Source organism: Raineya sp., from assembly GCF_053497555.1.
Window position 1 is genome coordinate 1 of sequence record NZ_JBRCWE010000021.1, and the last position, 13,694, is coordinate 13,694.

The window sequence follows — 13,694 nt, forward strand, 5'->3', positions numbered from 1 at the left end:
TTCAATCCTAAACAACTTCCGTATGAAAATTGGAAAATGTTTCAAAGAAAGAAACTTCTCGTTCAAATTTACGAGAAAAAAGCATTTTTCTAAAAATCTTTGAGCAAATCTTTCCGAAAAAGTTTTTTGAAAAAAAAATTGCAATTTTGTTTGGAATTTAATCTTTTTGCTATATTTGAGCAGAAAAATAAATAAATTATGTTACTACCACAACAAACTCCGCTTGAATTATTACTCGGTCTATATCCTCAATTCTCCGCTTCTAAATTTGTTTTGGGCAATGAAGACGATTACGAGGACGACTACGAAGATGACTACGAGGACGATTATGATGATGACTATGAGGACGACTACGAAGATGACTACGAGGACGATTATGATGATGAAGATTTAGAAGAACTTCACGATGAGGATTACGACAATTTTGACGATGATTACGACGACGACCAAGCCTATGATGATGAGGACGAAAATTGGGACGACGAAGAGGATTTTGAGGACGATTTTGACGATGAAGATGATGATGAATTTTAACTATACATTCAGCAAGGACGCCCCAAAAGCGTCCTTGTTTCGTTTAATCGTAATTATTTACGTTCAAAAGCTCATCATTGATGTTTAAGCATTTCTCTCATCTTTTCTAACTGATTTCTAAAATCTTGTTTCCTGTATCTTTTTTCCTACTTTCTTACTACAAACTATACCTCAATAATTGCGTTTAATCTATGGTAGGTTCGCTATCGCTGATAAAAGGCTTATCTTCTTTTAGCTTCCTTCCAATCGTTCTTTTCAAAGTTACAATAAACTCTCGGCTATTCCCATAACTCAAAAAGTGTTCTTTTTTAGAAAAACCCAAAGATAGCCCCATAGTAAGGGCAGGTGTATCTATATCTATTGCCCCTACAAAACCCTGCCGAGGTGCATACCAGCCCGAAACACCCCAAGAGCCATACCGAAACCAATTTCCTGAATTATCTGAAAAGGTCTTTCGCAAACTTACACCCCAATTCGTGAAATTTACATCTTGTTGCAAAATACTTCTAACATTCGGAATGATTGCCCAATTTCCGATTTGGGCTATTTCAAAACCTGCTATCAAGATGGTACGCAATTTTCCATAAAACTGATAATTCTCTAAATAGCGTTCATTTCCGAGCCAATTAGATTGTGAAATTCCTGCAAACCAACGATTTTGGTAAGAGCTTTTACGCTGATAAAACATCAAACCTCCTGACCAAGCGGGAAAATAATCTGAACCTTTGAGTTCATCATAAATTTGCCTTGAACCTCCTTGCAAACCAACCGCCAATGAAATTTTTTCAGCTTTTAGCAAAGGAATATTACAAGCGGCAAGCAGTTCAAAAGCATTTACTTCTCCTAAAAAACCTTGTCTGTCTTGAAAAAGACTAATGCCTATCGTTCCAAAATGTCTTTCATTATGAAGCACAGGGTACAAGGCTGAAAGCATTAGGGTTCTGTGATGGCTCACCGCCAAATTTTGCCTTCGGCTATGATACGAAAGGCTCGCCTGCTCTTGCATTCCCGCCCAAGCAGGATTGATACCCACAGCATTGTACTGATATAAGTTATAGCGAAAATCTTGCCCTATGCTTTCCAAAAAAGCAAAAAACAAGAAAAGCAAAGAAACTCGTTTGTTCAACATAAACATCAAAACAAACATTTTATTTTTTGTTGAGAGCAGGAATAATAATTTGCGTACCCTGTGGCAAAAGTCCTTTGAGTTCTTTGGGTTTGTTTGCCTTTTGTATATTTTCTATGGTTACGCCCAATTTTTCCCAACGCTTGAAACGCTCACTATACAAACTTTCCAAAGTTTGAGCTTTGGGAAGCGTATAAATCATTTTCACATTTACTTTTATTTCTTGTCCTACGGCAACATTTGCCTTATCGTCTAAAATATTCAAAGAAATCAGGGCTTCTACGGTAGAATTGTATTTGCGAGCAATTGTACCAATGGTTTCACCCTTTTGTACTTTGTGCTTGATAATCACATCTTTGGCTTTATCTACTTGGGCAAGGCTATCTTCCAAACGGCGTTTCTTTTCTCTTGCTTTTTGAAACTGAATTTGGTCGTTTTCTATCTGCTCCACTTCTTGCTGATGACCTTTCTGAGTTACAATTACAAAGGTAGCAATAGTAGCCAAAAACAATACAGGCACTACAAAAGGCTGAATGGGTTTCCAAAATCTTTGAGCTACTTTCAAAAAACTTTCTTGGGGGAAATAGATAAGAGCAATGCTACTATTTTCATTATTTTTCGACTGCAAAGAAGCCTTTATCAAACTTTCTACTTTTTCTTGAATATTTTGCCTGCTTTGCAAAGTATTTTTGATGAGGTCAAAATTCAAGCCCAAAAATGCTCCCTTGCTCAAAAGTAAAATTTGTGCATTTTTCTGTATAGGCAGAGCCGTAATATTGGGTTGAATAACTGCCTGTTGCCCAAGTTGGGGATTGGTACTTTGAATTTCTTGAAGGTTTTTTCCTGCCCAAAGTAAGGCTTTATTTTTGCCAAAAGTAGCTATAAAAACCTGATTCCCTTGCTGAAAAGCCATTGCCCCTTCAGCAAAAAGCATTTTTTTGTGTAAAACTTCATTTGCCCTGATGATTGCTTTCCGAAGTAAGTCTTGGCTATTGGGCATTTTGTTATCTTCAATAAAACTGCGAATCGTATCTGCCAAAAGACGTGAGGCTTGCACACCACGCAAGTTTTCGCCTTCTCCATCGGCTACGAGCCACAAATGCCCCTGAGAACACGAAAACTCCAATACATAATCCTGATTGCAAGGGCTTTGTAAGCCTTTTTCACTTTTCAGACTGCTTTCACAAAGTATCATAAATTTTTATTTTCCAAAGCAAAATTGCTAAATTTAACTGACTTGCAAAAGTTTGTTCAAATTTATTTTACCTTTGCAAAAAAAACTTATATGTCGCCTTTTACGATTATATCTATACTTTCAGCCTATTTCCTTTCATTACTTACGATAGCGTATTTTACTTCTCGCAATGCCCAAAGCACTACTTTTTTCAATGCTGATAGGCAATCGCCTTGGTATTTGGTAGCTTTCGGAATGATTGGAGCTTCGCTTTCAGGCGTTACGTTCATTTCAATACCTGGGGCAGTGCTATTGCGTTCTTTCGGTTATTTTCAGATAGTTTTGGGCTATGTTGCAGGCTATTTGGTAATTGCTTTGGTGTTAATGCCCCTTTATTACCGACTGCAACTTATTTCCATTTACACCTACCTTGAAAGCCGTTTCGGTAAATATACCTACAAAACGGGAGCATCTTTTTTCTTGCTTTCACGCACCATAGGTACAGCTTTTCGTTTGTTTTTAGCTGTGGAAGCCTTACAAATTGGACTTTTTGGCAAATGGGATTTCCCTTTTTGGCTGACAACTGCTATCAGTATCTCTCTGATTTGGCTTTATACGTTTCGTGGGGGTATCAAAACGATTGTCTGGACAGATACTTTTCAAACTTCTTTTCTCTTGCTGGCTCTTTTTTCTGCCATTGGGGCTATCAAGCAAGATTTAGGTTGGAGTTTAGAAAATTTAGCAACTGCCGTAAGCCAAAGTCCTTTTTCTAAAATCTTTTTTTGGGAAAATTTTGCCGAAAGCAAACAACATTTCATCAAGCAGTTTTTGGCAGGAATGTTTATTGCAATTGCAATGACAGGACTAGACCAAGACCTTATGCAAAAAAACCTCACCTGCAAAAACTTGCGTGAGGCACAAAAAAATATGTTTTCTTTTGTAACGATTTTGGTAGCAGTCAATTTTGTTTTTTTGGTAATGGGAGCTTTGCTTTACCTTTATGCTGAAAATAAAGGCATAGCCTTGCCTTCGCAAAATGGCAAAATCATCACCGACCAAGTTTATCCTGTACTTGCTTTTGAGCATTTAGGCGGCATAGCAGGTATTGCTTTTCTTTTGGGCATCACCGCCGCAACGTACGCCAGTAGCGATTCGGCACTCGCCTCGCTTACTACCTCTTTCTGCATAGATTTCCTTGGGCTTACCAAAAAAGAAGTCGCTGAACATAAAGCCCAAAAAACGGTTCGTTGGGTACATTTGGGGTTTTCGCTGCTTTTGCTCCTGATTGTAGTGCTTTTTGAAAGATTACGCAGTGCCTACCCACAAATGAATATCATTGGAGCATTGTTTCAGGCGGCAGGTTATACTTATGGGGCATTGTTGGGGCTTTTTGCCTTTGGCATTACTACCAAAAGAAATTTACGCGATAAACTTGTGCCTTGGGTTTGCGTGTTATGCCCTGTAATAGCTTTTGTTATTGCTCAAAACTCCAAAGAGTGGCTGGGTTATGTTTTCGGCGATGAACTTATTTTACTCAACGGCTTGCTCAATTACGCAGGTTTATGGCTGATTAGCTTGAATTCTCAATATCTTGAAAAAGCAGACTTGCATAGTAACAAGCAACAGAGTTTGTAAAGATTACTAACTTTTGGTAAAACAAAGTTTTTCAGAGAATAGCTGTTTGCTATTTTTGCCTAAAAAGCCAGTTTTATTTGCTAAAATCATTTGAAAAATTAACCTATATCATAGTATAAACTGACTCGCTATCATAACTTTATGGCATTAAGTTTAACCTTAAAACTTATAGAGTTATGAAACAGGTATTTTTTAAATTGGCACACTTGCTACTGCTTGCTCTTGTATTGTTGGCTTGCAAAAAGAAAGAGCCTTCTGCCCTTTCATCAGATAAACTCCTATTGAAAGGTAGAATTGCTAACAATGGAGGTAGAGAGCTGGGTAACGCAATTTCTAAAGTGATTATTTTCTATCAGGAAGGTTATTATCGAACTTCTAATGTGAATAACGACTCTTTCTCTATACCCGTAGATAGAAACAAGATAACATTTCTCATTTTCGCAGGAACTTCCGATGAATATCTTGGCTATTTATCCCTAAAAAATGGGTTAGAGGCGTTGCCTATTTTGAACGTTAGCGACAACATAGCAGAAATAGACCTAAAAGATATCAATATTCAAAATAATGTAGGCACTCCCAGCCACAACCCTCTTGGAAATGAAATAGGTCTAAATAATGAAGAGCAAAATATTCTCGCCAATTTTGATGATTATATTGCTCCAACCGTAAGAAACCCCGATATAGATAACAATGGCAAAATAGATATTTTAGAAAATAAAATTTATAGATTGCAGGTTTTATGGTTCTACAAAGGGGGGACTTTTGGGAGCAACCTTACTCCAAATATTCAATTGCCTTTATCTGCCGATGGCTGGAAATTGGCATTTTCTTCCCAAGACGAAAATGCTCCGAATATGGTAAATTTTTATTTTCCTTGGGCAAGCAATCAAGGAATTCCTTCCGAACAAATTACACAATTTCCCGTAAATACTGAACAAGGCGTTAAAAATGTAAAAGTGTACTTCCCGCCCCTAATTACTCAAAATCTGCCAATAGGAGGCACTTACAAGGTAAATTATCAAGGGCAGATGTTTAGTTTTATCATTGATGACCAAAGCAATAAGTACAACAATGTTCCCCTAATTGTTCCCACTCTTACGCTTACTCCAGAGGGCAATCTACAAAAAGTTAGTTGGGTGTATAGAAATTCCAACAATAGTGCCAACATAAACCCCAATAATATAGTAAGCAGAGTTAATTTTGGAATAATGACAACCAGTCAAAACATCAATTTTCCCAATATAGAAATGCCTTCAAATGAGTATGTTTTTGAAACAAACATCAGTTGGAACAATGTAAATCGCTTTTGGATAGCTTATCACGATTTATTTGATAATCACTATATCTTTTTCTATGATAAGTAAATGGATAAATAAAAACCTACAACTATAAGCCAAAATTTATAGTTGTAGGTGAAGTATGATAAGTTTGAAGTATTAAGGCTACTCCAAACCTCTCAGTACTTAGCTATTTTCAAACCAACTCGCATACATAGGATAATTACCTGCAATTCGTTCAATTTCAGAGGCTTTATCGCCTACAGGTTTCAAGAATTTCGCAGGATTACCCGCCCAAATGCTATGAGGCTCTATGCGTGTACCTGCAAGCACCACCGCCCCTGCCGCAATAATAGAACCTGTACCTACATGGGCATTATCCATAATAATAGCTCCCATTCCTACCAACACGTTATCTTCTATGGTACAGCCGTGAATAATGGCATTATGAGCCACAGATACATTATTTCCCATTATTACATTGGATTTTTGGTAAGTGCAATGTATTACCGCTCCATCTTGTACATTACAGCGATTACCCATTCGGATACTATTCACATCTCCACGTACCACAGCATTGAACCAAATAGTACATTCATCACCCATTTCTACATCACCAATAAGAGTGGCATTGGGGGCTAGAAAACAATTTTTTCCAAATTTAGGCATAAAGCCACGCACAGGAATAATGAGAGCCATATCAGAATTTGTATTTGAGTTCTATAAACCATTGCCTATTTTGCAAAGGAAAGGGTGCGTGTCCGCCATAATAAGGTTGCAAAAGCACATAATTGGCGTTCCAAATATTATGTACTTGAAGCCCTATTTGCAAGTTATTCGTGAAAATATTTTTCCCTTTGATTTGAATATTTTGCAAAAATACCGAAGGATAGGCTTCTGTTTCAAGGAAAGGATTGGTATCATCACTATTCAAAGCAAAATTTTGCGTTTGAGCATAACGCTCCCCTATGAAAGTAGCGTAGGTAGAAATCGTAAAGCGAGGCAAATCCAAATACGCCCCGCCATTGACTTTTAGTGCAGGCAGAGCCAAAAAATGACTGCGGTCGCTTGCCAAAAATTCCGTAGTAGTATATTCGGAAAGCGGCTGAGTGTAGGAAATATTGCCAAATGCACCCCATTTTTCTACTTTGTATTCAGTGTTTAGCTCTGCCCCTAATGAGCGAATATTACCAAAATTGACATAAGTATCTACTGAACCTAAATAAACAATGGGGGTATTGATATTGATAAGGAAGAAGTTAGTTGAAATACGAAAATTACCTTTTTGCTTGTAGCCAATTTCAAACTCAAAAGTACGACTTAATTCGGGTACAAGATTGGCATTGGTAGTAAAATATTGAGCCGAATAAACTTGCCAAATTAGTGGTACTCGGAATGCCTCGCCGTATAGCAACTTGGCATAAAACTTTTGGTTGGGAGCAATGTAATTGAGAGCGGCACGTGGAGCAAAAGCATTGCCCCAAAAGGTATTTTCATACCTGCCTCCTACGCTTAAAATAAATGGTTCAAATTTACGAATATACTGACCAAATACGTAAAACGCATCTCTACGTACAAAACTTACACTATCGCCTTCTGCCACAATCATAGCAGGCGAAGCATCACGAGCAAAACTGCTTACAGTATTGGCAATAAAACCTCCTCCAAAATCTACTTGATTTTTCCCGCCTGCATACTGAAAGCTAATTTCAGGCGTAAATCTTTGACAAACGGTGCTATAATTTTCATCTAAATTGGAAGCAGGTATTTCTTTGGCAGTAACAGGATTGCCCCGAGCATACTCAAAACGTGGTATAAAATAAAAATTATCCGATAACTTGAACCTATTACCCAACTGATAGCCTTCCATAAAGTGGTTTAACTTATTGACTATGTTTCCTTGATTATTGGTAGGAAAAATAGTTGTAAATTCGTCAGGGCTTAGCCAGCGTTGGTTCATTCTATTAAAGCTGAAATAAAAGTTTTTGTAAGAAACTTTGGCAGAAATATTCTGAAAATGCCGCCAAGAGTTCTGATTACCCAATTGTATGGTATTACCCCAAAAATCTTCATAAATCTGATTAGAAATAGGGTGATAAGTAAAAGCAATATTTGCCGATATATCCAGCTCTCGGGAAAGGTCGTTGTAACCTACACTCGCCTGCGAACCGAAAATGCCATTATTTCCTACTGCACCGCCTTGTAAAGCTATTTCTGCCCCTTGCAAGCCCTTACCTGTTTTGGTGATAATATTGATTACAGCTACCTCCGCAAAAGTACCATACAAAGCACTGCCTGGTCCTCGGATTATCTCAATACGTTCTATCACAGAGGCAGGTAAATGACCAAAAAAATTCGTATTTCCGTAGCCAAAGCAGTTGATAGGGTGGTTATCTATCATCACAAGTACTTTGCCCTCGTGTCCCCACATTCCTCTAAAACCTATCCCAAAAAGGCTTTGCACATCAATAGCATACTCAAAGCCTGGCACCAAACGCAAAATATCCGTAATATCCCGAAAACCATAGTTTTCTATATCTTCACGTGTAACCACCGAAATAATAGAGGGGGCTTCTTCTATGGCTTGCTTTTGCTTACTAGCAATTTCTACCTCTAATTCTACGGTAGGTTCAGCCTTTTTGAGAATCTGCTCAATATCTTCTTTGGAACTTCTAAAGAGTTTGATACGAGAAGTATCAGTGTCTTGGGCTTTGAGCCAAAAATTAGAGTAAAAGCATAGTGCTACTAACAAGAAAAACTTGCTTCTATTCATAATAATATGGTATAGTTTTAGTGTTTTTGTCGAAAATTCAGACAAAAATAAAAAAATTTCCGAAAGAGAGCAATTTCTTTCAAAAAGTTTTAGAGCAAAGTGTAAGAAGAATTTAAGCGACTTTCTCCTCTTCGTTTTGGGCAGAGGCTAAACGCTCCTCAATGTAGTCAATGGCGGCTCCTACGGTACGCATTTTCTCGGTATCGGTATCAGGGATATTGATACCAAAAGCCTGTTCGAATGCCATTACTACTTCAATGTAATCCAAAGAATCTACTCCCAAATCTTTAATAAAATTAGCCTCCATCGTTAGCACCGACTCGGGTAATTCTAATTTTTCTTTGAGAATATCAAGTACAGTTTGTTTAACATTTTTCATAGGCAAAACGGGGTTAAATTAGTATGAATACCGAACAAAGGTAAGGAAACTTTTTTGCTTGACAAAGTTTCTTGCTAAAATAATTATTTTCATTTCTACCAAAGCACTACAATAATCATTCCTAAATCTATTTCAAGAAGTTTTTTTTTGGAAAAATTTTCAAAATTTCTTTTATTGTATGCAGTTTTTCTTTGAATTTTCCAACAAACTTTTATGCAAATCAAAATTGCTACGACGGTCGGCACCTCTTTCAAACAAGTATTCAGACTTTTTACCAAAGAGTTATTTCTCAAACTTTCGCCACCTTTCCCAAGATTAAAACTTTTAAGGTTTGATGGCTCCAACACCCAAGACCACGTAGCTGTAGAACTGGATTTTTTACTTTTTAAGCAACAATGGGAAAGTATCATTACCGAAAAAAAGGAAAGCAAAGAAGAGATTTATTTTATTGATGAGGGTATCAAGCTACCTTTCTTCCTATAAAAAATGGAAACACAAGCATCGCATTATCCATAAAGATAGCGAGCAAGCAGAAATTATTGATGAAATTGAGTTTGAAACCCCTTTCAAGCCATTAGATATTTTGCTCTACCCTATTCTATACTTTCAGTTTGCTTACCGAAAGCCAATTTATCAGAAAGTTTTTGGGAAAGAAAGCAAGCACTAAACTTCTCGGTTGGCGGCAAGATTTCGGGCAAGACTTTGCTCTAATAGCTGAAAAAATGTTTCAAAAAGATTTACCTTTCCAATGTTTAGATGCTTTTCCATCATATCGCCTTTTTGGAAAATCATATCCAAAATTCCCGTAGCCATAGCCCACAAACATTTAGAAACCAGTTGAGGATTTACCTCACGAATACTACCATCTTCAATACCTTTCTGAATAGAATCTACCAAAACTTTATCCAGATGTAGCATTTTTACTTCCAGAGCTTCATCTATGGCAAAATCGCTTCCCGAAACAAAATAAGAGATAAATTTGTAATAGTGTGGATAGTTGAGGGCAAACTCAAAAAAGCTTCTACCGATAGCTCTTACTTTATCTACACCAAGGGCTTGTTGGGCTATTGCCTCTTGCAGTTGTTTCTGTAAGATGGCATTTCCCCGCTGGCAAATCTCAAAAAATAGCTCATCTTTGCTTGAAAAATAGCTATACACCGTAGCTTTGCTATAACGCAAACGCCCCGCAACTTCGTCCATTGTTACATTTCGCAAGCCTTTTTCAAAAAAGAGTTTTTCAGCTACTTCAATAATTCGGGCTTTACGAGCCAACTTGTTTTGTTCTCTTTTTTTCATACATCAAAACATAAGCATATTTTCAAAAACGTGCAAATTTAATTTTTATGATACATTGGCTCAAAATTTTTAGCAAAAAAAATGCCACCTTATTTTTTAAGTGGTTTCATCAAACAAAAACACCAACCATTTTTCAAGGTTGGTGCTTTTTCATTTAAGCCTTCACAGTTTTCTTAGTGGTTTTTTCGGCAGGCTCTTTGCCTTCCAAAACTTCTATTCTTTTTATCACCTCTTGCAAATCGCTTTCCGTTACAAATTTGAAACGAGCAGTTACTTTTTCAACAATTTTAGATAGTTGCTCTTCAAATTCTTTCTTTTTGGCTTCGGTGTTTTTGGTAAATTCATCAAGAATTTTTTTACCTTCGTCGCCAGAAAGTTTGCTTTCTTCTACGAGTTTTTCAACAGTGTTTTTCAAGGTTTCGGCAGTGATAGAAATGAAACCAATGCCTGTGTAGATGAATTTTTTGAACAAATCTTGCATAAATGTATGTGGTTTTGGGGTGAAACTTTCATTTTCTTGATACAAAGTTAATAGGCTGATAGCATACTATCAGCAAAAAAGATTAAAAAAATTTACATTTTTTCGTGAAAATTTATTTTTTTTGCATTTATCAAGTTATTTTTTTGTACTTTTCAAAGTTTTATGCTAAAAATAATTTTGGTTGCCAATACTTCTTGGAATATCTACAACTTTCGGGCGGGTTTAGTGAATTTTTTGCTAACAAAAGGCTATAAAATTTACATTTTAGCCCCCAAAGATGCTTATACCGAAAAAATACAGACTTGGAATATTGAATATAGGGAAATTGTTTTAGAAAACAAAGGCACTAATCCTCTGAAAGATTTAGCCTTTCACAGACAACTGCTCCGAATTTATCGCCAAATTCAGCCCGATGTAGTTTTGCATTTTACGATAAAACCAAATATCTACGGAACACTTGCCTGCCAGCGGCTCAAAATTCCTTGTATCAACAATGTTTCGGGGCTTGGTACCACTTTTTTGCATAGAAATTTTGCCTCTCGGATAGCTCATTTTTTATATCGCCTTGCTTTTCGCTATGCAAGCAAAGTTTTTTTTCAAAATGCAGAAGATAGAATGCTCTTTATTCAGAAAAAACTTATCAAGCCTGAAATTTCAGACCTTCTGCCCGGTTCAGGGGTAAATTTGGAAAAATTTGCCCCTATGCCAAGCACCACAAAAGAAAATTTCGTATTTTTGATGATTGCTCGCCTCATTTACGACAAAGGCGTAAGGGAGTTTGTTGAGGCTTGTAAAATTGTGAAAAAACAATACCCCAAAGCCATTTTTCGCTTGTTGGGCGATTTTGAGGATAATCCCAAAAATCCTTTGAACATCAGCCCGCAAGAAGTTGAGATCTGGCAAAAAGAAGTAGAATATTTAGGGAAAAAGGCTGATGTTCGTCCCTACATAGCAGAAGCAGATGTAGTGGTATTGCCTTCGTATCGGGAAGGCACACCTCGTTCGCTTCTGGAAGCCGCCGCAATGGCAAAACCGCTCATTGCTACCAATGTAGCAGGTTGCAAAGAAGTGGTTAGAAACAATGAAAATGGCTTTTTATGCCAAGTTCGCAGTGCTGAAAGTTTGGCACAAACAATGATACAAATGCTTTTGCTTTCTGAAAAGGAACGCCAACAAATGGGAGAAAATAGCCGAAAACTCGTAGAAACTTATTTTGACGAAAAAATCGTTTTTGAAAAATATGTTTTAGCTATTCAAGAAGTTTTGAAGGCTAAAAATGTTTAGCAGTAAGGAAGTTGAAAATAAGAAGCAGGAAACAAGATTTTAGACAATTGATGTTTAACACTAAAAATCAAAGATAAGTAAAGCTTCAACTCCGAATTTTTGAACGTACATAACAACTCAGTTTCTTTGTAAATCCAAATATTTTCTTGCAAGATGTCCAAAAAACATTGCCCTCGTTGCAACTCGCTCAATGTGATAAAAAGTGGTATTGTAGCCCAAAGGCAACGATTTCGTTGCAAGGACTGCAACTATTTTTTTACGGTTCAGAAGCAAGGTAAGCAAATTGATAGCTACTACGTAGTAAAGGCTTTACAACTGCATTTAGAGGGCATAAGCTATCGGGAAATTGAACGAATTTTAGGTATAAGCCACGTTTCAGTGATGAATTGGGTTCGTAAGTATAAAATTAAAGCTCCCGAAAACTATGAATATCACCCCACTTATCGGATTTTTAATCATCAGGAGCTCACAGAGTTTATGCAAAATCCTACGAATTTGAAAGGAGCGGGAATGATAATTACGGAGATTGGTGATAAATTTATGCTTATCAAATGGGAGCGTTTTCGGAAAGAAAAATAGAAAATTTGTAATTGTCTATGTATAGTTTGCAGTAAGGAAACAGGAAGCAAGATACAGGAAACAGGATTTTAGAAAATAGATGTCGGATAGAAAAATGAGAGATAAAGCACATAAAGACTTGAACATCAAACGATGAATTTTTTGAACATAAATAATTACGAAAATTTATTGCGAGAAAAAGATTAAATTAGTAGTTTTGCAAGCCTTTTTTGACAAGGATTCGGCATTTTGCAGAGTTATTAAGATTAAAAAGGTTTCAAACCTATCGGAGAGGTGCCCGAGTGGTTGAAGGGGCACGCCTGGAAAGCGTGTATGCGGGAAACCGTATCGGGGGTTCGAATCCCCTCCTCTCCTCAAAAATCTTGTTTTGGCTCTAAACTGCAAAGTTTTAGGGCTTTTTTTATGCCCTTTCTACTTTTCTACCGCTTGCAATTTGCTTGCAAACGTGGCTTCTACAAACACCTGTAAAACACTTTCAATTTTTCTTTTAATTTGGGTTAGTGTTCAACTAAACCCATAATTCTATGATAAAAAAATGAATATTCTGTTCTGGGTACGTAAAAACTATGTAACCCGAAAAGGTACAGCTCAAATTATCTGCACCCTCTCCATTGACGGCAAGAAAATTGACATCGGTACAAAACTTGCCATTGAACCGAAAAACTGGAAACAAGCCAAGCAGAAGGCTTACGGCGAAAATAGCCTTTACATCAATGAAGCTCTTTCCAAAATCAAAACAACCCTTATTCAAATCAAACAAAATTTTGAGCTCAAAGGGCAAATTTACACCTTGCAGGACATCAAAAACGAGTTTTTAGGTAAAAACACCAAAATTGAGGTGAAAAGCTATAAAACAACTATTCTGCAAGATTTGGAAAAGGTGCAAACTATAAGAGCCAAAAACAATTCTGAAACTACAAACCACAGAGACAAATCCTATTTCCGAAAAATCAAGCAGTTTTTGGAAAAAAGTAACCTACACGACAAACCCAGCGAACAAATCACCAAAGTAGATATTGAAGTTGTTTAGGATTGAAAAAGATTTCCAATGAAAGTTGTATATTTAGGTGCTGAAACTAAAATATTACTTTTCATGGAAATCTTAAGCAAAGATAATATAAAAAGGTATATAATACCACATTTACAAGTAGGAAGT

At 36.7% G+C, this 13,694-nt stretch carries 15 protein-coding genes and 1 tRNA gene; 9 read left to right on the forward strand and 7 right to left on the reverse strand.

Going from position 1 to position 13,694, the window contains the following annotated elements:
- Positions 1 to 198: 198 nt before the first annotated feature.
- A complete protein-coding gene (locus tag ACWITO_RS02185) occupies positions 199 to 534 on the forward strand; it encodes a hypothetical protein (protein WP_448528370.1) in 336 nt (111 codons plus the stop codon).
- Positions 535 to 718: 184 nt separating this feature from the next.
- Here ACWITO_RS02185 and ACWITO_RS02190 read toward each other — a convergent pair whose 3' ends face one another.
- Together ACWITO_RS02190 and ACWITO_RS02195 are read right to left on the reverse strand one after the other, a co-directional pair.
- Positions 719 to 1,669 carry a type IX secretion system membrane protein PorP/SprF gene (locus ACWITO_RS02190; protein WP_448528371.1) on the reverse strand — a complete coding sequence of 317 codons (951 nt, stop codon included), beginning with the start codon at positions 1,667 to 1,669 and terminating at the stop codon, positions 719 to 721.
- Between the two features lie 13 nt (positions 1,670 to 1,682).
- Positions 1,683 to 2,855 carry a LysM peptidoglycan-binding domain-containing protein gene (locus tag ACWITO_RS02195; protein WP_448528372.1) on the reverse strand — a complete coding sequence of 391 codons (1,173 nt, stop codon included), beginning with the start codon at positions 2,853 to 2,855 and terminating at the stop codon, positions 1,683 to 1,685.
- A gap of 90 nt (positions 2,856 to 2,945) precedes the next feature.
- Here ACWITO_RS02195 and ACWITO_RS02200 point away from each other — a divergent pair, with 90 nt between their 5' ends.
- Both ACWITO_RS02200 and ACWITO_RS02205 read left to right on the forward strand, forming a co-directional pair.
- Positions 2,946 to 4,469 (forward strand): sodium:solute symporter, encoded by a 1,524-nt coding sequence (locus ACWITO_RS02200; protein WP_448528373.1) that lies wholly within the window; start codon positions 2,946 to 2,948, stop codon positions 4,467 to 4,469.
- A gap of 176 nt (positions 4,470 to 4,645) precedes the next feature.
- Entirely contained in the window at positions 4,646 to 5,833 is a 1,188-nt protein-coding gene (locus tag ACWITO_RS02205; protein WP_448528374.1) for a hypothetical protein, read from the forward strand.
- A gap of 99 nt (positions 5,834 to 5,932) precedes the next feature.
- On the opposite strand, the gene ACWITO_RS02210 is transcribed toward ACWITO_RS02205, so the two are convergent.
- The 3 genes from ACWITO_RS02210 to acpP form a co-directional block, all read right to left on the reverse strand.
- A complete protein-coding gene (locus ACWITO_RS02210) occupies positions 5,933 to 6,445 on the reverse strand; it encodes a gamma carbonic anhydrase family protein (protein WP_448528375.1) in 513 nt (170 codons plus the stop codon).
- A 1-nt stretch (position 6,446) separates the two neighbouring features.
- Positions 6,447 to 8,519, reverse strand: coding sequence for a TonB-dependent receptor plug domain-containing protein (locus ACWITO_RS02215; RefSeq protein WP_448528376.1), 2,073 nt, complete (start codon positions 8,517 to 8,519; stop codon positions 6,447 to 6,449).
- 112 nt (positions 8,520 to 8,631) lie between these two features.
- Positions 8,632 to 8,898, reverse strand: a complete 267-nt coding sequence (gene acpP / locus ACWITO_RS02220) for an acyl carrier protein (RefSeq protein ID WP_448528377.1) — start codon at positions 8,896 to 8,898, stop codon at positions 8,632 to 8,634.
- 213 nt (positions 8,899 to 9,111) lie between these two features.
- Between acpP and ACWITO_RS02225 the strand changes: the two genes are divergently transcribed.
- Positions 9,112 to 9,381 carry a hypothetical protein gene (locus ACWITO_RS02225; RefSeq protein ID WP_448528378.1) on the forward strand — a complete coding sequence of 90 codons (270 nt, stop codon included), beginning with the start codon at positions 9,112 to 9,114 and terminating at the stop codon, positions 9,379 to 9,381.
- On the forward strand, positions 9,350 to 9,565 hold the full coding sequence (locus ACWITO_RS02230; protein WP_448528379.1) for a hypothetical protein: 216 nt from the start codon (positions 9,350 to 9,352) through the stop codon (positions 9,563 to 9,565). Before ACWITO_RS02225 ends, ACWITO_RS02230 begins: the two co-directional genes overlap by 32 nt.
- On the opposite strand, the gene ACWITO_RS02235 is transcribed toward ACWITO_RS02230, so the two are convergent.
- Together ACWITO_RS02235 and ACWITO_RS02240 are read right to left on the reverse strand one after the other, a co-directional pair.
- The gene (locus ACWITO_RS02235; protein WP_448528380.1) at positions 9,562 to 10,194 is read right to left on the reverse strand and encodes a TetR/AcrR family transcriptional regulator; all 633 of its coding nucleotides are present in this window, start codon (positions 10,192 to 10,194) and stop codon (positions 9,562 to 9,564) included. The genes ACWITO_RS02230 and ACWITO_RS02235 overlap by 4 nt on opposite strands.
- 154 nt (positions 10,195 to 10,348) lie before the next feature.
- Positions 10,349 to 10,675 (reverse strand): phasin family protein, encoded by a 327-nt coding sequence (locus ACWITO_RS02240; protein WP_448528381.1) that lies wholly within the window; start codon positions 10,673 to 10,675, stop codon positions 10,349 to 10,351.
- Positions 10,676 to 10,837: 162 nt separating this feature from the next.
- Between ACWITO_RS02240 and ACWITO_RS02245 the strand changes: the two genes are divergently transcribed.
- The 4 genes from ACWITO_RS02245 (at position 10,838) to ACWITO_RS02260 (ending at position 13,568) form a co-directional block, all read left to right on the forward strand.
- The gene (locus ACWITO_RS02245; protein WP_448528382.1) at positions 10,838 to 11,959 is read left to right on the forward strand and encodes a glycosyltransferase family 4 protein; all 1,122 of its coding nucleotides are present in this window, start codon (positions 10,838 to 10,840) and stop codon (positions 11,957 to 11,959) included.
- A 153-nt stretch (positions 11,960 to 12,112) separates the two neighbouring features.
- Positions 12,113 to 12,538 carry an IS1/IS1595 family N-terminal zinc-binding domain-containing protein gene (locus ACWITO_RS02250; RefSeq protein ID WP_448528383.1) on the forward strand — a complete coding sequence of 142 codons (426 nt, stop codon included), beginning with the start codon at positions 12,113 to 12,115 and terminating at the stop codon, positions 12,536 to 12,538.
- A gap of 267 nt (positions 12,539 to 12,805) precedes the next feature.
- Positions 12,806 to 12,892 (forward strand) — tRNA-Ser (locus ACWITO_RS02255).
- Positions 12,893 to 13,073: 181 nt separating this feature from the next.
- Positions 13,074 to 13,568: an Arm DNA-binding domain-containing protein gene (locus tag ACWITO_RS02260; protein WP_448528384.1), complete on the forward strand. Its 495-nt coding sequence runs from the start codon at positions 13,074 to 13,076 to the stop codon at positions 13,566 to 13,568.
- Positions 13,569 to 13,694 lie beyond the last annotated feature (126 nt).

What these genes read in the sequence shown, in the direction of transcription:
- ACWITO_RS02185 (WP_448528370.1), top strand. Translation starts at nt 199, where the DNA reads ATGTTACTACCACAACAAACTCCGCTTGAATTATTACTCGGTCTATAT.
- ACWITO_RS02190 (WP_448528371.1), bottom strand. Translation starts at nt 1,669, where the DNA reads ATGTTTATGTTGAACAAACGAGTTTCTTTGCTTTTCTTGTTTTTTGCT.
- ACWITO_RS02195 (WP_448528372.1), bottom strand. Translation starts at nt 2,855, where the DNA reads ATGATACTTTGTGAAAGCAGTCTGAAAAGTGAAAAAGGCTTACAAAGC.
- ACWITO_RS02200 (WP_448528373.1), top strand. Translation starts at nt 2,946, where the DNA reads ATGTCGCCTTTTACGATTATATCTATACTTTCAGCCTATTTCCTTTCA.
- ACWITO_RS02205 (WP_448528374.1), top strand. Translation starts at nt 4,646, where the DNA reads ATGAAACAGGTATTTTTTAAATTGGCACACTTGCTACTGCTTGCTCTT.
- ACWITO_RS02210 (WP_448528375.1), bottom strand. Translation starts at nt 6,445, where the DNA reads ATGGCTCTCATTATTCCTGTGCGTGGCTTTATGCCTAAATTTGGAAAA.
- ACWITO_RS02215 (WP_448528376.1), bottom strand. Translation starts at nt 8,519, where the DNA reads ATGAATAGAAGCAAGTTTTTCTTGTTAGTAGCACTATGCTTTTACTCT.
- acpP (WP_448528377.1), bottom strand. Translation starts at nt 8,898, where the DNA reads ATGAAAAATGTTAAACAAACTGTACTTGATATTCTCAAAGAAAAATTA.
- ACWITO_RS02225 (WP_448528378.1), top strand. Translation starts at nt 9,112, where the DNA reads ATGCAAATCAAAATTGCTACGACGGTCGGCACCTCTTTCAAACAAGTA.
- ACWITO_RS02230 (WP_448528379.1), top strand. Translation starts at nt 9,350, where the DNA reads ATGAGGGTATCAAGCTACCTTTCTTCCTATAAAAAATGGAAACACAAG.
- ACWITO_RS02235 (WP_448528380.1), bottom strand. Translation starts at nt 10,194, where the DNA reads ATGAAAAAAAGAGAACAAAACAAGTTGGCTCGTAAAGCCCGAATTATT.
- ACWITO_RS02240 (WP_448528381.1), bottom strand. Translation starts at nt 10,675, where the DNA reads ATGCAAGATTTGTTCAAAAAATTCATCTACACAGGCATTGGTTTCATT.
- ACWITO_RS02245 (WP_448528382.1), top strand. Translation starts at nt 10,838, where the DNA reads ATGCTAAAAATAATTTTGGTTGCCAATACTTCTTGGAATATCTACAAC.
- ACWITO_RS02250 (WP_448528383.1), top strand. Translation starts at nt 12,113, where the DNA reads ATGTCCAAAAAACATTGCCCTCGTTGCAACTCGCTCAATGTGATAAAA.
- ACWITO_RS02260 (WP_448528384.1), top strand. Translation starts at nt 13,074, where the DNA reads ATGAATATTCTGTTCTGGGTACGTAAAAACTATGTAACCCGAAAAGGT.